This window comes from Uliginosibacterium silvisoli (assembly GCF_036017035.1).
Taxonomy (GTDB): domain Bacteria; phylum Pseudomonadota; class Gammaproteobacteria; order Burkholderiales; family Rhodocyclaceae; genus Viridibacterium; species Viridibacterium silvisoli.
Genome location: NZ_JAYXHS010000003.1, coordinates 503,123 through 520,806, shown reverse-complemented (window position 1 = coordinate 520,806; position 17,684 = coordinate 503,123). Strand labels below are relative to the sequence as shown.

The 17,684-nt window shown below is 62.4% G+C and carries 19 protein-coding genes; 12 read left to right on the top strand and 7 right to left on the bottom strand.

Annotated elements, in window-relative coordinates; all coding sequences use genetic code 11:
- Window positions 1-510 precede the first annotated feature (510 nt).
- From VVD49_RS17085 to recG, 4 genes are read left to right on the top strand one after another with little or no spacing between them, the layout of a single operon-like run.
- Window positions 511-900, top strand: a complete 390-nt coding sequence (locus tag VVD49_RS17085) for a Rid family detoxifying hydrolase (protein ID WP_327600417.1) — start codon at window positions 511-513, stop codon at window positions 898-900.
- Entirely contained in the window at window positions 893-1,258 is a 366-nt protein-coding gene (locus tag VVD49_RS17080) for a hypothetical protein (protein ID WP_327600416.1), read from the top strand. Before VVD49_RS17085 ends, VVD49_RS17080 begins: the two co-directional genes overlap by 8 nt.
- On the top strand, window positions 1,255-1,728 hold the full coding sequence (locus VVD49_RS17075) for a GNAT family N-acetyltransferase (RefSeq protein WP_327600415.1): 474 nt from the start codon (window positions 1,255-1,257) through the stop codon (window positions 1,726-1,728). Before VVD49_RS17080 ends, VVD49_RS17075 begins: the two co-directional genes overlap by 4 nt.
- Before the next feature lie 41 nt (window positions 1,729-1,769).
- Window positions 1,770-3,854 carry an ATP-dependent DNA helicase RecG gene (gene recG / locus VVD49_RS17070; protein WP_327600414.1) on the top strand — a complete coding sequence of 695 codons (2,085 nt, stop codon included), beginning with the start codon at window positions 1,770-1,772 and terminating at the stop codon, window positions 3,852-3,854.
- 3 nt (window positions 3,855-3,857) lie between these two features.
- Here the strand turns inward: recG and VVD49_RS17065 are convergent, their stop codons facing one another.
- Both VVD49_RS17065 and VVD49_RS17060 read right to left on the bottom strand, forming a co-directional pair.
- Window positions 3,858-4,574: a transporter substrate-binding domain-containing protein gene (locus VVD49_RS17065; protein ID WP_327600413.1), complete on the bottom strand. Its 717-nt coding sequence runs from the start codon at window positions 4,572-4,574 to the stop codon at window positions 3,858-3,860.
- Window positions 4,575-4,635: 61 nt separating this feature from the next.
- Window positions 4,636-5,463, bottom strand: coding sequence for an HDOD domain-containing protein (locus VVD49_RS17060; protein ID WP_327600412.1), 828 nt, complete (start codon window positions 5,461-5,463; stop codon window positions 4,636-4,638).
- Between the two features lie 190 nt (window positions 5,464-5,653).
- Between VVD49_RS17060 and VVD49_RS17055 the strand changes: the two genes are divergently transcribed.
- The 5 genes from VVD49_RS17055 (at window position 5,654) to VVD49_RS17035 (ending at window position 10,209) form a co-directional block, all read left to right on the top strand.
- Entirely contained in the window at window positions 5,654-6,220 is a 567-nt protein-coding gene (locus VVD49_RS17055) for a chorismate--pyruvate lyase family protein (RefSeq protein WP_327600411.1), read from the top strand.
- A 30-nt stretch (window positions 6,221-6,250) separates the two neighbouring features.
- Window positions 6,251-7,129: a 4-hydroxybenzoate octaprenyltransferase gene (gene ubiA / locus VVD49_RS17050; protein WP_327600410.1), complete on the top strand. Its 879-nt coding sequence runs from the start codon at window positions 6,251-6,253 to the stop codon at window positions 7,127-7,129.
- A gap of 4 nt (window positions 7,130-7,133) precedes the next feature.
- Window positions 7,134-7,805 carry an HAD family hydrolase gene (locus tag VVD49_RS17045; protein WP_327600409.1) on the top strand — a complete coding sequence of 224 codons (672 nt, stop codon included), beginning with the start codon at window positions 7,134-7,136 and terminating at the stop codon, window positions 7,803-7,805.
- 114 nt (window positions 7,806-7,919) lie between these two features.
- The gene (gene tldD / locus VVD49_RS17040) at window positions 7,920-9,380 is read left to right on the top strand and encodes a metalloprotease TldD (RefSeq protein ID WP_327600408.1); all 1,461 of its coding nucleotides are present in this window, start codon (window positions 7,920-7,922) and stop codon (window positions 9,378-9,380) included.
- Between the two features lie 394 nt (window positions 9,381-9,774).
- Window positions 9,775-10,209 carry a hypothetical protein gene (locus tag VVD49_RS17035; protein ID WP_327600407.1) on the top strand — a complete coding sequence of 145 codons (435 nt, stop codon included), beginning with the start codon at window positions 9,775-9,777 and terminating at the stop codon, window positions 10,207-10,209.
- Window positions 10,210-10,272: 63 nt separating this feature from the next.
- On the opposite strand, the gene VVD49_RS17030 is transcribed toward VVD49_RS17035, so the two are convergent.
- Window positions 10,273-10,992, bottom strand: coding sequence for a class I SAM-dependent methyltransferase (locus VVD49_RS17030; RefSeq protein ID WP_327600406.1), 720 nt, complete (start codon window positions 10,990-10,992; stop codon window positions 10,273-10,275).
- A gap of 65 nt (window positions 10,993-11,057) precedes the next feature.
- On the opposite strand from VVD49_RS17030, the gene VVD49_RS17025 reads away from it, so the two are divergent.
- Entirely contained in the window at window positions 11,058-11,561 is a 504-nt protein-coding gene (locus tag VVD49_RS17025) for a protein tyrosine phosphatase family protein (RefSeq protein WP_327600405.1), read from the top strand.
- Between the two features lie 45 nt (window positions 11,562-11,606).
- Here VVD49_RS17025 and VVD49_RS17020 read toward each other — a convergent pair whose 3' ends face one another.
- The 4 genes from VVD49_RS17020 to VVD49_RS17005 all read right to left on the bottom strand — a co-directional run bounded on the left by VVD49_RS17020 (window position 11,607) and on the right by VVD49_RS17005 (window position 14,703).
- Window positions 11,607-12,611, bottom strand: coding sequence for an inorganic phosphate transporter (locus VVD49_RS17020; protein WP_327600404.1), 1,005 nt, complete (start codon window positions 12,609-12,611; stop codon window positions 11,607-11,609).
- Between the two features lie 3 nt (window positions 12,612-12,614).
- Window positions 12,615-13,241 carry a DUF47 domain-containing protein gene (locus tag VVD49_RS17015; RefSeq protein ID WP_327600403.1) on the bottom strand — a complete coding sequence of 209 codons (627 nt, stop codon included), beginning with the start codon at window positions 13,239-13,241 and terminating at the stop codon, window positions 12,615-12,617.
- 93 nt (window positions 13,242-13,334) lie between these two features.
- The gene (locus tag VVD49_RS17010; protein WP_327600402.1) at window positions 13,335-14,030 is read right to left on the bottom strand and encodes a TIGR02117 family protein; all 696 of its coding nucleotides are present in this window, start codon (window positions 14,028-14,030) and stop codon (window positions 13,335-13,337) included.
- A 106-nt stretch (window positions 14,031-14,136) separates the two neighbouring features.
- Window positions 14,137-14,703: a hypothetical protein gene (locus VVD49_RS17005; protein ID WP_327600401.1), complete on the bottom strand. Its 567-nt coding sequence runs from the start codon at window positions 14,701-14,703 to the stop codon at window positions 14,137-14,139.
- Here VVD49_RS17005 and VVD49_RS17000 point away from each other — a divergent pair.
- Complete coding sequence (locus tag VVD49_RS17000; protein ID WP_327600400.1) at window positions 14,702-16,276, top strand: class I SAM-dependent methyltransferase; 1,575 nt, start codon at window positions 14,702-14,704, stop codon at window positions 16,274-16,276. The genes VVD49_RS17005 and VVD49_RS17000 overlap by 2 nt on opposite strands.
- Before the next feature lie 143 nt (window positions 16,277-16,419).
- A complete protein-coding gene (locus VVD49_RS16995; RefSeq protein ID WP_327600399.1) occupies window positions 16,420-17,619 on the top strand; it encodes a hypothetical protein in 1,200 nt (399 codons plus the stop codon).
- The last annotated feature ends 65 nt before the right edge of the window (window positions 17,620-17,684 follow it).

Below are 17,684 nucleotides of genomic sequence, written 5' to 3'. Positions count from 1 at the left end.
GTTCTTGCAAGCGTGTTGCCTACAATTCGAATGCTTATGGCATTTTGAATAAATTACAGTGAGCGGTTAACCCGCCGTGCCGACACGTGCCTCACGTGCATGCAAGGTTGGATTACTTCCCGTGAAGTGCGTCACGCTATTGCCGAAAACGCAGCAGATTCCGAGCAGGCTGCGAGATGGGCGAGAGATCTGCAGCGACGGACGGCCGTGGTTTTTTGGAACTCAGGGGATATACGATCTGCATGGATGCTGATGTATTTATCGTTTTAAATACATTGTCCGGATTTTCCTGTGTTACCTGCACTCCCGTGTTTGCGCACAATGCATATGGAATTTCTTGATGTGCTGTAGGTGTTGCGCTGTGGGCTGTCAGAGGTTGTCCTACACGGCGTATGCAGGCAGTGTCGATGCAGCCTCGTTCCGGTGGATGTCCTCATGGCCACAAAGCGGTAGACTCGCAGGCGCGGTTCCCGCCGTATTTCCCCTGTTTCAATCGATCCGGAGTCGAGCATGTCCAGACAGATCATCGCGACCGCCAGTGCGCCCGCCGCCATCGGCACCTATTCGCAAGCCGTGCGAGTCGGCGACACCGTGTATATGTCCGGCCAGATCGGGCTTGATCCGATCAGCATGACGCTCGCCGACAGTTTCGAGGCGCAGGCCGTGCAGGTCTTCGAAAACCTCAAGGCCGTCGCAGAGGCCGCTGGGGGCTCGCTTGCCGATGCCGTGAAGATCAATCTGTATCTCACCGATCTGGCCAACTTCGCCAAGCTCAACGAGGTCATGGCACGTTACTGCAGCGAGCCTTTCCCGGCCCGCGCAGCAGTGGGCGTGGCCTCATTGCCGCGCGGCGCGGTGGTCGAGGCCGATGCGGTGCTGGTGTTGGCGGGCAATGCCTAAGGCTCTCAAAGCCGCGCTGCTGTCCGGGCTGGTCTTTCCCGGCCTCGGCTACTTCGTGGTGAAACGCCCGTTGCGCGCGCTTGTGGTCATGGCGATTTCGGCTGTCTGCCTTGCGTACCTGATCGATCTGGCTGTGCAGCAGGCGAGTACCTTGATGGACAAGCTCATGTCCGGCGAGGTGGCGCCCGATGTGGCGTCCGTCCAGCAATTGCTCACGAATTCATCGGCCGCTTCGGATTCGACCTGGTCCACGATTGCCACGTTCGTGCTGCTCGCCTGCTGGCTGTTCAGCATCGTGGATGGATATAGAACGGGCAACAAGGAAGAGCCGGGCGCGCCCAGGGATGCTGCTGAATGAGCGGAGACGCAATGAATGCCGTTGATGTTTCCGTGCGCAAGGTGCGCGCAGATGAACTCCCGCAGCTCTTGCAGCTATATCGATACCTGAATCCGGACGATGTGGCTTTGCCGCCCATGGAGATTGTTGCTGGAACATGGCAGGCGATGCAGGCCCATCCTGGCATGCGTGTGTTGGCAGCATGTGCAGGCGATGAGCTGCTCGCAACGGCGACGCTGGTCATCGTTCCGAATCTCACGCGTGGAGCGCGGCCGTACGCCTTGATCGAGAATGTCGTGACGGCACCTGCGTGGCGCAAGCGCGGTATTGCTTCCCGATTGCTGCACGCGACTTGCGAAATGGCGTGGGCGGAGGATTGCTACAAGGTGATGCTCATGACGGGTCGCAAGGATGAGCCGACTTTGCGTTTTTATCGCAACGCCGGTTTTGTCGATGGAGACAAGACCGGCTTTATCGCGCGGCCGGCATAGCCGCGTGCGCGCCTTGCGGAAATAAGCTTTAATGCGCGGGCATGCCCGCCACCAGACCTTCATCTCCCGCTGTCACTGCAGACACATCTGCAGCCGCCTCGGCGCCGCCGAAACGCAGCGCGCTGGCCGGGCGTCTCGCCAAGCTGGGCATCCATCGCGATGCAGACATGCTCCTGCATCTACCGATGCGCTACGAGGACGAAACTCGCGTCACGCCGATTGCCGAGGCGATGGCCGGTGCACCGCTGCAGGTCCTGGGCGTGGTCGAGCATGCCGAGGTCGTCCTGCGGCCGCGCCGGCAACTCGTCGCACGTCTGCGTGACGATACCGATGTCATTACGCTGCGTTTCCTGAACTTCTATCCGGCCACGCTCAAGCAGCTCGAGGTCGGCGCGCGCGTGCGTGCTTTCGGCGAGTTGCGCAGTGGTTTCTGGGGCGAGGAGATGATTCATCCGCGCATCCAGAGCGTGGTCGAGGGCGAGGTGCTGCCTGCGGCGCTGACGCCGATCTATCCGGCCACCGCAGGTCTCGCGCAGAGTGCCTTGCGCAAGCTGGTGATGCGCGCACTTGATCGCCACAAGTTGAGCGATGCCGTGCCGGAAGCGATACGTCGTGCTGCGAAGATGCCGGGCTGGGAGCGCAGCCTGCGCTTCCTGCATCAGCCGCCGCCCGAGGCACATCTCGACGCGCTCGAAGAGCGCAGTCATCCCGCCTGGCGGCGCATCAAGTTCGACGAGTTGCTGGCGCAACAGATCTCGCTGCGCAAGGCCTATGCGGCGCGGCGCGCACACGCTGCTTATGAGCTGCAGGCGACGGGCGCATTGACGGCGCGCTTCATCGCGGCCCTGCCTTTCGCGCTGACCGGTGCGCAACGCCGTGCCGTCGATGAAGTCTCGCGCGACATCTCATTGGCACATCCGATGCAGCGCTTGTTGCAGGGCGATGTGGGAAGTGGCAAGACCATCGTGGCTGCGCTGGCGATGCTGCAGGCGGCCGAGAATGGCTACCAGTCCGCGCTGATGGCGCCGACTGAAATCCTCGCGGAACAGCACTACCGCAAGCTTGCCGGCTGGCTGGAGCCGTTGGGTGTGCAGGTCGCCTGGCTGTCGGGCTCGCAGAAGAAGAAAGAGCGCGAGGCGATGCGCGCGAAGCTGGAAAGTGGCGAGGCCTTGCTGGCAGTTGGTACGCATGCCTTGATCGAGGACAGCGTGGTCTTGTCGCGTCTTGGCCTCGCGGTAGTTGATGAGCAGCACCGCTTCGGCGTGCGCCAGCGCCTCGCCTTGCGCGAGAAGGTCGTCGGCGCATTGCCGCACATGCTGATGATGAGTGCGACGCCCATCCCGCGCACGCTGGCGATGAGTTACATGGCCGATCTGGATGTGTCCGTGCTCGACGAGTTGCCGCCGGGGCGTACGCCCATCGTTACCAAGCTGGTGTCGGACAAGCGTCGCGATGAGGTCATTGCGCGCGTGCGCGACGCCTGCCACGAAGGACGTCAGGCCTACTGGGTGTGCCCGCTGATCGAGGAGAGCGAAGCACTCCAGCTGCAAACCGCGCAGGACACCTTCGAGACGCTCAGAGCCGAGTTGCCGGAGCTGAAAGTGGGCCTTGTGCATGGCCGCCTCAAGCCCGCCGAGAAGGCCGAGGTGATGGATGCTTTCGTGCGCAATGACATCCAGTTGCTCGTTGCGACGACGGTGATCGAGGTCGGTGTGGATGTGCCGAACTCCAGCCTGATGGTGATCGAGCACGCCGAGCGTTTCGGCTTGGCGCAACTTCACCAGTTGCGTGGCCGGGTAGGGCGCGGCGCGGCGGCATCCAGTTGCGTGCTGATTTACGCGCAACCCTTGTCCGAGAATGGTCGCGAGCGCCTCAAGGCGATTTACGAAACAACCGATGGCTTCGAGATCGCGCGGCGCGACCTGCAATTGCGTGGCCCGGGCGAGTTCATCGGCGCACGCCAGAGTGGCGTGCCCATGCTGCGCTACGCCGACCTCGAGATGGATATCGATCTGGTCGAGCAGGCACGCCAGGCGGCGACGGAGATGCTGGAGAAATTTCCGGCAGAGGCCGAAGTGCTGCTGGAACGCTGGTTCGGTGGCCGCGCCGATCTACTCAAGGCTTGACCATCACTTCAAGGCCTCGTTGATCGCGCGCAGGCTGGCTTCTGGCACGCTCTTGCTGCAATAGAAAAAGCGCTGCTCGCCATGCACCAGATCGTCCAGCTTCTGCGCCCGCAATGCTTGCGCCTTGATCATTTCCTGCGCCTCGTCTTCCTGCACGATGACGAAGTCGATGCGTCGCGCCGCCAGCAGCTTGGCGAAGTGCAGATGGGGGGCGCTGAAACGGGCGATTTCGGCCTGGGCGGAGCCCAGCACGCCCTGCACGTAGTCGCTGTAGTAAAGGCCGCTCTGCACGCCCCAACGCAAGCCGCGATGGCTGGCCCAGTTGCTGAGAGAGGCGGGTTCGGGAAGTTTCTGGTCTTTGCGTTGAACAGCTACGTAGGGTGAGGATTCCGCAAATGGCAAGGAGAAAACCCCGAGGCGCAAGCGCTCGACGTTCTTGAGGCGGGCGACGGCACAAGCGGGCGACAGGTTCTGCTGGACCATCAGGAGCTGGCGCGCGACGGGGACTTCACGCAGCTCGAAAGCGACGCCGGATTTCTCCAGCACGGCTTGTGCGCGGGCCCCGATGCTGCCTTGCAGGGCTTTGCCATCGAAGCTGACGAAGGGCGGGCGTACGTCGAACAACATCAGCAACGCCGCTTGTTCTGCTGCGGCGGGGTGAGCTGTCGTCGTAATCGCCAGCAGGAGGATGCTCAGGCATCGGGTCAGGTGTCGGGACAAGTCGAGGTGCTCGTTCAGTGCAACTGGAATACGGCGAAGGCGCGGCATGCGCGGGTGGGTTCTATTCGAACACGACCTCGCCGTCCAGCATTTCGCGCGCCATCTGCATGACATCCGCCCAGTCGACATCATCCAGCGCCAGCCTGGCAGCCAGCTGCTTGTCCACGGCCGCAATGATGGCGACGTCGGCCTGCTCCATTTCGATGCCCAGGGTGATCTGCGAGGCGAGGTGGACCGTGCCGGCGTAGGGGCAGGCTGCGTCTACGAGCGGCGTGATGTACCAGCGCAGGGCGTTGCGGATCACTGCCGGGAAGTTCCAGCGCAGGGCCAGTTCGGCGCCAGCTTCGGCGTGATCGAGATCGAGCAGCCTGCGCTCGGTATTGGCCAGTTCAGTCACGCTCATGCCGTGATTGTTGTAGGCGATTTCGCGTGCCGCCGAGGGAAATGCCATGTCGATGACGAGTTGGCCAATGCGGTGCATCAGGCCTGCCGTGTAGGCGAACTCGCCATTGAGGCCAGCCATCTTGCCGAGATCGTGTGCCAGTGTTGCGGTGAACATGGAGTGGCGCCAGAAGCACTTGAGATTGATGCCTTCGACCTTGGTGAAGGCGGAGGTGACGCCCGAGGCGATCACCAGTGTGCGCAGGGCGTTGAGGCCGATCAGTGTGACGGCATCATCGATGGCGCCAACCTTGTGGCTGGCGCCGTAATAACTTGAGTTGGCGAGGCGCAGTACGCGCGCCGAGAGGGACTGATCCTGCTTGATGCTGGCTACCATGCCGCCAAGGTTTGCATCCTCGTCGCCAAGCGAGGCGATCAGCGCCTGCACGACGGTGGGAATACTGGGGAGCTGCGGCACGCTGCTGAAGAGTCTTTCCATCGGGGTCATTGCGCCGTTCCTTCACACCGCAGCATATGCGGCATGGGTCATGCAGGCTCGCTGCCATGCCTGCGCCATCTGGTTGATGTGGAGCTTCCTGTTCAGGCATTAACGGATTTGCAGGCACGCAACTTGAGCGACGAGATCTCCGCGGGCGGGCCCGAGTCATTTATGATGCGGCCTCGAATCAGTTGCTGCGATGTCCGAAATTCTCCCTGCCAACACCCTTGTCGAATGCCCGTCGTGGCGTGCTGCGCCGGTGGCGGCCAATCATCCCTTGCATGGCTGGCTTACCGACAGTGCCTCGTTGACGGCGCGCATCGCCGCGCGCTGCGATGCCCTGCGTGTGGTTCTCCTGTCACAAGGTGACGCCCGTCCGCATTGCGACGAGGCTGCCCTGCTGGGACTGCGTTCCGGCGAACAGGCCTGCTTGCGCGAGGTACTGTTGCTGGCTGACGAACGGCCCGTCGTCTATGCGCGTTCGCTGCTGAGGCATGACAGTCTGCGTGGTGCGTGGTTGATGTTCGGTGGCATTGGCTTGCGCCCGCTGGGTACGGCGCTGTTTGCCGATCCGTTGATCCGTCGCGGCCCCTTGTCTGCGCGCCGGCTTGATCGACGTGATACGCGCCATGCGCTGGTGCGGCAGCATGCTGGGCTCGTTTCGGATGAGGCGCTGTGGGCGCGTCGCTCCTGCTTCGTTCGCCATGAACAGCCCCTGGTCGTGTGCGAGGTCTTCCTGCCCGCCATCCTGGCCTTGCGGAAGTGAATGAGAGAGTTCGGTGAAGGAGTCCGCAAGATGACGCTCACGCCAGTACTGACCAGGCTCGATGCTTACGAGAGGCTCATGCGTCTCGACAAGCCCATCGGCATCCTGTTGTTACTGTGGCCGACGCTCTGGGGGTTGTGGGCGGCCAGCGGTGGCGTGCCGACTTTTCTGGTGGTGTGGATCTTCATCGTCGGTACGGTGCTGATGCGTTCGGCCGGTTGCGTCATCAACGACTGGGCCGATCGCGATTTCGATGGCGAGGTGGCGCGCACCAAGGGCCGCCCGCTGGTGACTGGCCTGGTCAAGCCGAAAGAGGCCTTGATCCTCGCTGCCGTGTTGGCCATCAGCGCCTTCCTGCTGATCCTGCCCCTGCACAGGATGGTATGGGCGATGTCGGTACCTGCAGTGCTGCTGGCGGCGAGTTATCCGTTTACCAAGCGCTTCCTGGCGATTCCGCAGGCCTACCTGGGCATCGCTTTCGGCTTCGGCATCCCGATGGCGTTCGCGGCCTTCGATTACAGCGTGCCGCCGATTGCCTGGCTGATGCTGCTTGCCAACGTCTTCTGGGCGGTGGCCTACGACACGGAGTACGCCATGGTCGATCGCGCCGACGACCTGCGCATCGGCATCCGCACCTCGGCCATCACCTTCGGCAAGTACGATGTGTTCGCCGTGATGCTTTGCTACGCGATCACGCTGGCCATCCTCGCCTGGGTCGGCGTGCTGCTCGGTCGCGGCGCGATCTATTACGCGGGGCTCGGCGTGGCAGCGGCGATAGCGGCTTATCACTACACGCTGATCCGCAACCGCGATCCACAGTTGTGCTTCAAGGCTTTCCTGCACAACAACTGGTTGGGCGGGGCGGTGTTCGTGGGCCTCGCGCTGGACTACTACCTGAAGGCGCGCTGAAGACATGGGCTCACATGCAGGCGTTGTTTTCGACCTGGATGAGACGCTGGTCAATCGCCGGGATTCGCTGACGCGGTACGCGATGTCGTTGTGGGCAGCGCAGCGGGGCAGGCAGCCACTCGATCAGCCTGCGTTCGTCACGCGCTTCCATGCGCTCGACAATGGCGGGCGTACGCCGCGCAAGGTCTTCTTCGAACGCTTCACGTCAGAGCTCTTGCCGCATGTCACGGCGGCCGATTTCGAAAATCACTTCTACGATGGCGCATGGGCCGAGCCGATTCTTTTCGATGATGTCGTGAGCGTGCTTGGCGAACTGCGCCTGCGCGACTATCGCATCGGCATCATCAGCAATGGCGGGCAGCGCGCGCAGAGCGCGAAAATCCTCAACTCGCCACTGCGGGATCTGGTCGACGACTTCCTGATTTCGGAAAGCTTCGGCGCGACGAAGCCCGATGCAGCGATTTTCAAGGCGATGGCCGAGCGGCTGGATCTGGATGTCGCGCGCACCTGGTTCGTTGGTGACGATCCCGTGGCTGACATCGTGGGCGGGTTGCGCGCGGGCTTCAAGGCGGTCTGGGTCGAGCGTCACACATCGTGGCCCGAGGCAGAACCGGCGGTCTACACAGCCCGTATCACTGCGCTTGGCGACCTGCGCAGCGTAATGGGGCTGGCCTGAACCTGGCGTGAGGCCGGCTGCCCGGGCAATACCCGGAGATGAGGGCAACACCCATCCTGCCGCGTCCCCGAATCCGCTAAACTGAGCCTCCCGTCTGCAGTACCGAAAGAACCCATGAACGCCATCGCCACGCCTCCCTTCAAAGCCCTCAATACCGCGCGCGAACTGCTACTGCTGCCCGGTGGCCTGAACGAGGCGGTGCTGAGCAAAGTGCTGGGCTCGATCATGAGTCATCAGGTCGACTACGCCGACCTGTACTTCCAGTACCAGCGTTCCGAGGGCTGGAGCCTGGAAGAGGGCATCGTCAAATCAGGCAGCTTCAGCATCGAGCAAGGCGTGGGCGTGCGCGCCATTGCCGGCGAGAAGACGGCGTTTGCCTATTCCGATGACCTGAGCCTCAAGGCCCTTACCGAAACCGCCAACACCACGCGTGCCATCGCTGCGGCTGGCAGCGCGCGCAAGGTGAAGGTGGCCGCTGCGAAGAAGAATCCGCTGGCGTTGTATGCCGACGCCGACCCGATTGCCGCATTGCCGGCGACCGAGAAGGTGCGCATGCTGGAGCGCCTCGAAGCGATGGCACGCGCGGAAGACCCGCGCATCATCCAGGTCATGGCCTATCTCGCAGCCACCTGGGAGGTGGTGCTGGTGGCGCGCTCCGATGGTCATCTCGCCGCTGACGTGCGCCCGCTGGTGCGCGTTTCGCTGTCTGTCGTCATGGAAGAAAACGGCCGCCGCGAGCAAGGCTCCTCTGGCGGCGGTGCGCGCATGGATTTCGCATACTTCACGGACGACGTGCTGCAAGGCTACGCCAAGCAGGCCGCGCATCAGGCACGCGTCAATCTCGGCGCCAAGGCCGCACCTGCCGGCACCATGACCGTCGTGCTTGGCAATGGCTGGCCCGGCATCCTGCTGCACGAAGCCATCGGCCACGGCCTCGAAGGTGACTTCAACCGCAAGGGCAGTTCGGCCTTCGCCGGCCTGATCGGCAAGCAGGTCGCTGCCAAGGGCGTCACCGTCGTCGATGACGGCACCATCAAGGATCGCCGTGGTTCGCTGACCATCGACGACGAAGGCAACCCGACCAATCGCACCACGTTGATCGAAGACGGCATCCTCGTCGGCTACATGCAGGACATGCTCAACGCGCGCCTGATGGGCGTCGCGCCGACGGGCAATGGCCGCCGCGAATCCTTCGCGCACCTGCCCATGCCGCGCATGACGAATACATTGATGCTCGGCGGCGACACACCGCCGGAAGAAATCATCGCCTCGGTGAAGAACGGTCTCTATGCCGTCAACTTCGGTGGTGGCCAGGTCGACATCACCAGCGGCAAGTTCGTCTTCTCCGCTGCCGAGGCCTACATCATCGAAAACGGCAAGATCGGCCAGGCCGTGAAGGGCGCAACGCTCATCGGCAACGGCCCGGATGCACTGACCAAGGTCAGCATGATCGGCAACGACATGAAGATGGATCCCGGCGTGGGCACTTGCGGCAAGGAAGGGCAGAGCGTGCCTGTGGGTGTCGGCCAGCCGACGCTGCGCATGGAAGGGCTCACGGTTGGCGGCACAGCCTAGAACGCGCCGCAAGCGGGCTGCGCGCACGCCTGGCTGCGTTGGCCCGCTCGCCGCGCTTGAGCATTGCTCTGCACGGACCGCCTTGCCGGCCGCGCGCTCGCTCCGCTTGCGCCACGTTCTAAGCGCCTGTTCTCGATCTCCTGATGTTCTCGCCCCAAAAAGCGGGCTCACAACACGCGCCTACAAGAGAGCGTGAACAGGCTTCAAGACGCCAGCGCGCTTGTCGCCCGCAGGTCATTTGGGAGCAGGCCACCAGCGGTGACCTCGTCCTCCGTTCCTCGTTCAATGCAGATGGTCTCGTCGCAAAGCTGGTAGTCTCTGCCAGCCCGAATGTGGCCTGAGTCTGGCCTCACGGTGGCTCGATGAAGATTTCACTTCCTTGAACAGGTGACCCATGAGCTTTGTTGTGCGACCACGTATCGCGGTCTGTTGTGCAGCGCTTGTCTTGGTACTCTCTGCCTGCGTCAGTTCGCCGACGCCCGAGAGTGAGGTCTGGGAGGTGACTCCCGGCGCCAGCTTTGCCAGCGACTACGGGCTCAATGCCAGCAACAGTGGCTACATCCAGATCACGCGTGACAGCGGCAACAGCGGTAGCGCATGCACCACCAGCGTGGTCGTCGGCAATCGTTCCGCAGCCAGATTGCGTCCGGCAGAGCGCGTGACCGTTCGTGTTGCTACGGGCGAATACAAGGTCACTGCGGAAATCGTGGGGATGTGTCCGGGCTTGATGTCCGAGCAGATGGTGCATGTCGCGCCTGGTGTGACCAAGCGTCTGCGGATCCGCTATGGCGAAGTGCCGGGCGCTTTCGGCATCGTGGCCGAGAACTGATCTTCGCCAGCCCGCGCGCATGACGGTCTCCCGTTGTGCGCGGCCCAACTCATGACGCTGGCGTCATGACTGTTTTGCGCCGATCAGCAACACATTTGCAAACGCGGTCCCCTCGCTCATGGGCAAGGGCCTCACCTTGAAACCCTGCGATTCGAGCAAGGCCGTCCACTCCGGTATCGACCGGCACCACAAGCGGCTCCAGCTGCGATAGCGCGCAAATACGACGAGCTTGTCCACCCAGTTGCTCCAGCGGAACCCCCTGCCAGCATTGGCGTCGCCGACCCGCAAGAGCAGGCGGCCGCCGGGGCGTAGCGCGGCGCAGGCGCGACGCAGCACGTCCTCCTGTGCGGCGTAGTCGATGTAGTGCAGCACGTCGAGCAGGACGATCACGTCGGCTTGTCCGAAATCCTCATGGCATATATTGCCCTGGCGGATGTCGGCCTGTCCGCCGAGCGCGTGCTGTGCGAGTTCGACGTCGCGCGGCAGGAGTTCGATGCCGCGCAGCTCGAGTTTGTAGGGCGGCGTGAAGGGCGCACTGCCTCGCGGGTCCTCCCACTTGCCTGCCGCGTATTGCTCGCTGGCATTGAGTAGCCATGCCGCCAGCAGGCCCTGACCGCAGCCGAGGTCGAGCACGCGCTCGCCGTCGCGGATCAGCCGGTTTTGCAGGATGCCCATGAAGACCGGGTCGCCGCGCAATTTGCCCTCGGCCCATTTCCAGGTCATGCGGCCCGCGCTGCGATAGCGCGCGGCGGCCTGTTGCGCGAGGAATGTGGTGAACGCCATCGTCATGAATCCTGCTCACGCCTTCGCGAAGAAAATTTCATGGCGCGATTATCCCGGTTCACGCAGTGGCACTGCTAGGCTGGGCTGCCATTTTTCATAGCTCCTTTGCGACGATGAACATCACCGAGATTCACCGCTTTGTGGCAATCGACGATTGGCTGGCCACCGCAGGGCAACCCAAGGAGCAGGGGCTGGCAGCCATTGCCGCAGCGGGCTTCGAGACGATCATCAACCTCGCGCTGCATGACGACCCGCGCTATTCGCTGGAGGATGAGCCGGGCCTCGTGGTGGCGCTCGGCATGCGCTACATCCACATTCCGGTGCAGTTCAAGGCACCGGGGTTGCCGGAACTGCAGGCTTTCTACGCCGCCATGGCAGCACACGCCGGGCGCAAGCTGTTCGTGCATTGCGCGTCGAACTATCGCGTGCCGGTTTTCCTCGCGCTGTATCGCATCCAGCGTCTCGGCTGGCTGCCGGATGAGGCCTTTGCACAGATGCGCGAGGTATGGGAGCCGGACGAGGTCTGGCTGGCTTTCATCGAGCAGGCGTTGCAGGCGACGCGGCAATAAAAAAGGACGCTGCCCGCGTCCTTTTTCCGGTGCCTGACTTCGCCGTCAGAGAATGTACTTCCCCAGTTCGTAGGCAATGGCCGAGATGGCAGCGCTGGCAGGAATCGTCAGCACCCAGGCCCACACGATACTGCCGGCGAGGCCCCAGCGCACGGCCGACATGCGATGTGCCGAGCCGACGCCGACGATGGCGCCGGTGATGGTGTGCGTCGTGGAGACCGGTACGCCGAGTGCGGAGGCGAAGAACAGAGTCATGGCGCCGCCGGTTTCTGCACAGAAACCGCCGACCGGCTTGAGCTTGGTGATGCCCTGGCCCATGGTCTTGACGATGCGCCAACCTCCAAACAGCGTGCCCAGGCTGATGGCCGCGTAACAGCAGATGACGACCCAGGACGGAACGTCTTCGCCCTGGCCGGTGACGCCAGCGGCAATCAGCAACAGCCAGATGATGCCGATCGTTTTCTGCGCATCATTGCCGCCGTGGCCAAGACTATAGGCGCCGGCGGAGACGAGTTGCAGACGCCGGAACCAGCGGTCGACCTTGCGCGGTGTGGCGCGACGAAAGATCCACGCGACCAGCACCATCATGGTCGAGCCCAGCAGCATGCCGAGTAGCGGAGAGAGCACGATGAACAGCACGGTCTTGCCGATACCCGAGCCGATCAGGGGGCCGACGCCTGCCTTGACGATGGTGGCGCCAACGATGCCGCCGATCAGCGCATGCGAGGAGCTGGAGGGGATACCGTAGAACCAGGTGATGAGGTTCCAGGCGACGGCACCGACCAGCGCACCGAAGATCACGTGCTGATCCACGACGCTGGGGTCGACGATGCCCTTGCCGATGGTGGCAGCCACATGGGTGCCGAAGACCCACAGTGCGATGAAGTTGAAGGTAGCTGCCCAGGCTACCGCGTGTTTCGGCTTGAGCACACCGGTCGACACGACGGTGGCAATCGAGTTGGCCGCGTCATGGAAACCGTTGAGGAAGTCGAAAAAAAGCGCGAGGCCGACGAGGCCAATGATGACCGCGAGGCTGATTTGCAGGTCCATTGCTTAGACGCTTTCCAGCACGATGCTTTCGACGTGCTTGGAAACGTCCTTGCAACAGTCCGTAATCTTTTCGAGAACCTGGTAGACGGAAGACAGGCGCATCACCTTCATGGCGTCAGTCTCCTTGCGGAACAGATTGGAGATGGCGGTGCGCATCACGCGGTCGCAATCGCCTTCGAGCTGTTCGATTTCGCGGCAAGTACGCATCATGTCTGGTGCGGACTTCATGTCGTCGAGCAGGGATACGACGTGCTTGACGCGCTCGCAACAGGACAGCGTCAGGTTGGCCATCTGGCGGGCGTCGGCAGAGTAGGTGTCGACGTTGTACAGGGTGACGGATTCGGCCACGTCCTGGATGGCATCGACGATGTCGTCCATGGCAGAGATCAGCTGATGGATCTCGTCACGGTCGAACGGCGTGATGAAAGTGCGATGCAGCAGCGCGAGGACTTCCTGGTTGATGCCGTCGGCGCGGACTTCGCGGGAGTCGATGGCCTGGATGTGCGCTTGCGGATCGCCTTCGCCTTCCATCAACAGTGCGAGCTCTTTTGCGGCGAACACCATCTGCTCGGCGTGAGCATTGAACAATTCAAAAAAACGGCCCTCGCGGGGCATCAGACGACCAAACATGGGGAAGTGCCAAGGTTACAAAATTGTTGCGATTGTAGTCGTCTACGGTCCTGCCGTGGCTGTCTCATCGCAAAGCCGCGCCAGTATTGCCTGTCAAGGCGTTCCATTTTTGCGTAGATGCCACACAACCGTGAAATCCAGCGGGGTCCAGCGGCTGGCCTTGACGCCGGCGGTCCGTAGCGCTCTGCCAATCCAGGTGTTGCAGGTATTGAACAAACTGTACTTGCCTCGCGCTTCATAGAACGCGTCATCGGTTCCGTAGTGGTAGCCGGCAATGGGCGTGGCGGCTCCATCCGCACCCAGGATCAGGGTCTGTCGAATGTAGAGGATCAGGGCTTGATACTGGCCACGCGTCAGCGGCAATGCGTAACGATTGCTCACAAAGTCGAGGCTCTCCAGTCGGGTGACGTGGATCAGCGACCGATGCCGACCTGACAAGGCAGCCAGTGCGCGGCTGACGGTGATGTCGGCAATCTCCCGTGTGTGGAGGTAGAACTCGCGATCTCCCCAGCCGATTGCGATGTAGCGCGTTGCGGGAAGCGGGGTGGGGATGTCACGCGCGGGAAAAATCTCGGTCCAGTCGAAGACATCCGATCTGATGGGGAGCACGAGATCGGCGTGTACGCCATTGGAGATGACGTAGGCTGCTATGCGCTCTTCCTGCTCCGCGTCAGCTTTCAGGTCGTTCGCCGGAAACATCAGCATGGCGCAGGCTACGCCGAAATACCCGAGCAGCATCAGAAGTGGCGTGAAAAGGACCAAGGCGATGATTCGATAGGCGTTCTTCACGCGGACTCTTCCGTCACTTGAAGGAAAACGATTGAAGATCAGCTCCGCATGCCGACAGAGTCTGCCAAGGAGAGACCGAGGCACATTCCCGGCGCGGATTTGGAGCCTAACGCTGCAAGTCAGCTCGGATGCTGCGTAGCAGCTGCATTACCCTCCTGTCCGCAAGGAATGATGAGACGAACTGCCAGAGCAGACCTAGTCCGAATAGGCCGGCGAAAGCGTCGAATACGTAATGCTTCGAGCTCTCGTCCGGATGTGCGAGATCGAATGCGAGCCAGCCCAGAAACCCCAGAGGCAGGAGAGCATTGCCAAGTGCATAGGAAGTGTTCGGGACCAGCTGGCCGTTGTCCCGGTCAACCCATCCCATCAATGTCTGCCAGTCATCTTCTTTTCTGAGTACCGCAGTGACGTGCATGCCATCTTCGACGCGTGGGTGGTCGAGGATCGTCACGCCGAATTGCCGTCCGCTCAGTGCTTCGAAGCTGAATAGTGTGTGTTTTGGCGTGCCTTCGCTGCCATGACATCGGTGAAGATCGAAAACCCTGTCGAATGCGAGCGTGACAATGTGGAAGCGTGATTGCATGTTGTTGTAAGTCGAAGTGCGCAAACGTTTCGCAAGCCCGGGCCACGTTGACCCGAGCCCGAATATCTTACCTTCGGCTACAGATGCCATGCGCCCGCAATTGCTGGCCCGAAGCAAACACGGCACCATCGCCCATTTGCTGCTTCCATCCCTGCCTGCCATGAACAACTGGACCGACGGCTACGTCACCGAGCTTCCCTATAGCGTCAATCACTTTCCGGAGATGGCGCCGGCGCATCTCAACCTGGCTTTGCTGCAACTAGGCCTTGCGTCGCCGGCCATCACGCAGGAGTTCAACTACCTCGAGCTTGGCTTTGGACAGGGGCTCGGCCTCAACATGCTGGCAGCGACGCATCCGCAAGGGCGCTTCTTCGGCAACGACTTCATGGCGGCGCATGTGCGTGCTGCGCAGAATCTTGCGACGCAGGCGGGGCTGGACAACCTGCAGCTGTTTGAGGACAGCTTCGCGCAGTTGCTGGAGCGCGATCTGCCGCCGATGGACTACATCGTGCTGCACGGTGTCTACACCTGGGTGAATGCGGAGAACCGCGCCATCATCGTTGCGTTGTTGCACAAGCTGCTCAAGCGCGGTGGCGTGGTTTACATCTCCTACAACTGTTTGCCAGGCTGGTCGGTGAAGGCGCCGCTGCAGCGCTTGATGAGCGAGTTTGCCGAGCGCAAAGCGACGGGCAGCGCGCTCGAACGCTTTCATACCGCGCGTGATTTCCTCGGCCTGGTCGATGCGGCCGATGCTGCGTTCTTCACGCGCAATCCGCCAGCACGTGCGATGCTGGCCGAGCTCGAGAAGGCCAGCGACGCGTATCTGTTGCATGAGTTCGCGCCGAAGGGCTGGACGCCGTTCTATCACACTGATGTCGCGCAGGACCTGGCCGCGGCAGACCTGATCTATGCCGGATCGGCCAAACTCTTCAGTAATTTTCCTGCCTACTCCCTGCCGCCAAAGATGCATGCGCTGATGGACGCTACGGCTGATGTCGGCCTGCGTGAAACGCTGCGCGACTTTGCCGTGCAGACGCCATTTCGCCGCGACATTTTCGTGCGCGATGCGCGTCCGCTGTACGACGAGGAAATCGATGCACATATGCGCGGTCTGCGGCTTGCGCTATTGCGTCCGCCGGCCAGCTGCAGCCTGCGTTGCCAGATTCCGGTCGGCGAGTTGCAGCTGGACGAGGAGACCTTCGGGCCCTTGTTGCAGAGCCTGGCTCAAGGACCGCAGGAGATACGTGCACTCATGCAGCTGCCTGTTTTTGCCGCAGCGGGCGAGGAGCGCTGTATCGACGCCCTCAACGTGCTGCTCTGTCTGGATTACGTCGGCATTGCAGCGGCACAGGAGGCGACCAGCATGGCGCGCGTGCATGCACTCAATCGCGCGCTGCTGGAGCGTCTGCGTAGTGGCGAACGCATTTCGGGTCTTGCGTCTGCCGCGCTGAGCACCGGCATCACGATTTCCTATCACGACCTGCTGTTCCTCTGTGCGCAGCAGGCTGGATGCGAGCGCGACGAAGATATCGCTGCATTTGCCCAGGCCATTCTCTCTGATGACGGAACGCAGGATGAGGGCGAGCTGGCTGCGCGACGTCGCGAAGCGAGCGATTTCCTGCGTTATGGCGCCGACTTTTACCGCGCGCTCGATTTGTTCTGATCTTGTGTGACGATTGCCCTGATGGGCCATCGGGTATCGGCACGATTCTGGCTTTGCCATGATGCATGAATGGTGGCCCGCACGATGGCCGCCGCATGACCCCAGGCGTGCAGGGGCCGTCTGGTTTCGGGGGAACGCATTACATGGAAAAGCTGTACCGTCTCGTCTTCAAGGGTGAGTTACTGACTGGCCACGACCCTGCGGAAATCCGTTCGCGTGCCAGCTTGCGTCTTGGCGCAAACACGCAACAGACCGAGCGTTTGTTCAGCGGGCAGAGCGTGATTCTCAAGCGTGGTCTGGCCATGGATGCCGCTGCGCGTTATGCCAAGGAATTGCGCCTGCTGGGCATGCGCATGCACGTCGAGCTGGATGTTACGACGCGGCCGGCAAAGCCCGCCCAGGGGACTGGATATCGCATCGTGTTCCAGGGGGAGCTCGTGCCGGGTTTCGTGGCCGAGGAGGTGGCGATTGCCGCGGCCGAGCGCTTGAATGCCAGCGTGCAGCAGATCGCGACGCTGTTCTCGGGGCGCAAGACGACGCTGAAGAAGGGGCTCGACCCCGAGCAGGCCCGGCGCTATGTGTCACGCCTGCGCAACATCGGCATGGTGGTCCGGGCGGAAGAAGAGTCGGCATCGATGGCGCCTGTCGTGCCACCCGTTGCGCCCGCCGTTCAGGTGCCGCCGCCAGCACCCATCGCGCAGCCGGTCGCGTATCTGGAAGAGCCCGAAGGGGCGGCCAGTCATGCGGTGACGCTGATTCACACCCCCCTGATGCAGGCCAGTGATCTGCTGCACACGGTAGATGTGCCGGTAGACATGGACTTCACGCAGACCATGGTGGATCACGAATTGATCGCCACCAATGCGCAGAACGCTTTGCCCGATCTCGAGAAAACGGAGTTGGCTGGCGAGGCCAGCTTGCAGGCCTACATGCGCGGCGAGCCCCTTCCTGTGGATGCGACGCCTGTGTACGTGCCTCCCCCGAGGATGCCTGTGCCACCCGCCGCCTCGGCGTCGACAGCCGGCGCGATCCCGGGCCAGGAGGATGCGGATGGCATTGTCGCGGCAGGTGCGGCTGCATCGAACCCGGCCCAGCCGCTACGCGTTTGCGCGGGCTGCGGCGCACGTCAGCAGCAGGGGCGCTACTGCATTCATTGCGGTTACGAGTTCGTGCGTGAGGCCAGGGGGGCTGTGACTGCCCCCGATCCGCAGGTCGGGACAGTGCGCGACGAGACGCCGGCGTTGACTGACGACACGCCCCCTCCGCGTCGTAACGGGGTGCTGTACGTCGTGCTCTTGCTGTTGGGCGTGGTCGTGCTTGGCTTCTGGTGGTTGAGGCAGTAAGCCTCCCTGCGCTGGGGTGAGGCCGACACCCGCGCCTCTCCCCGAACGCCCCTCGGCGAAAAATC

Excerpts from the sequence above, each read along its gene's own strand:
- VVD49_RS17045 (WP_327600409.1), top strand. The coding sequence starts at position 7,134 with ATGGGCTCACATGCAGGCGTTGTTTTCGACCTGGATGAGACGCTGGTC.
- VVD49_RS17000 (WP_327600400.1), top strand. The coding sequence starts at position 14,702 with ATGCGCCCGCAATTGCTGGCCCGAAGCAAACACGGCACCATCGCCCAT.
- VVD49_RS17030 (WP_327600406.1), bottom strand. The coding sequence starts at position 10,992 with ATGGCGTTCACCACATTCCTCGCGCAACAGGCCGCCGCGCGCTATCGC.
- VVD49_RS17015 (WP_327600403.1), bottom strand. The coding sequence starts at position 13,241 with ATGTTTGGTCGTCTGATGCCCCGCGAGGGCCGTTTTTTTGAATTGTTC.
- VVD49_RS17020 (WP_327600404.1), bottom strand. The coding sequence starts at position 12,611 with ATGGACCTGCAAATCAGCCTCGCGGTCATCATTGGCCTCGTCGGCCTC.
- VVD49_RS17080 (WP_327600416.1), top strand. The coding sequence starts at position 893 with ATGCCTAAGGCTCTCAAAGCCGCGCTGCTGTCCGGGCTGGTCTTTCCC.
- recG (WP_327600414.1), top strand. The coding sequence starts at position 1,770 with ATGCCCGCCACCAGACCTTCATCTCCCGCTGTCACTGCAGACACATCT.
- tldD (WP_327600408.1), top strand. The coding sequence starts at position 7,920 with ATGAACGCCATCGCCACGCCTCCCTTCAAAGCCCTCAATACCGCGCGC.
- VVD49_RS17085 (WP_327600417.1), top strand. The coding sequence starts at position 511 with ATGTCCAGACAGATCATCGCGACCGCCAGTGCGCCCGCCGCCATCGGC.
- VVD49_RS17005 (WP_327600401.1), bottom strand. The coding sequence starts at position 14,703 with ATGGCATCTGTAGCCGAAGGTAAGATATTCGGGCTCGGGTCAACGTGG.
- VVD49_RS16995 (WP_327600399.1), top strand. The coding sequence starts at position 16,420 with ATGGAAAAGCTGTACCGTCTCGTCTTCAAGGGTGAGTTACTGACTGGC.
- VVD49_RS17075 (WP_327600415.1), top strand. The coding sequence starts at position 1,255 with ATGAGCGGAGACGCAATGAATGCCGTTGATGTTTCCGTGCGCAAGGTG.
- ubiA (WP_327600410.1), top strand. The coding sequence starts at position 6,251 with ATGACGCTCACGCCAGTACTGACCAGGCTCGATGCTTACGAGAGGCTC.
- VVD49_RS17060 (WP_327600412.1), bottom strand. The coding sequence starts at position 5,463 with ATGACCCCGATGGAAAGACTCTTCAGCAGCGTGCCGCAGCTCCCCAGT.
- VVD49_RS17055 (WP_327600411.1), top strand. The coding sequence starts at position 5,654 with ATGTCCGAAATTCTCCCTGCCAACACCCTTGTCGAATGCCCGTCGTGG.
- VVD49_RS17035 (WP_327600407.1), top strand. The coding sequence starts at position 9,775 with ATGAGCTTTGTTGTGCGACCACGTATCGCGGTCTGTTGTGCAGCGCTT.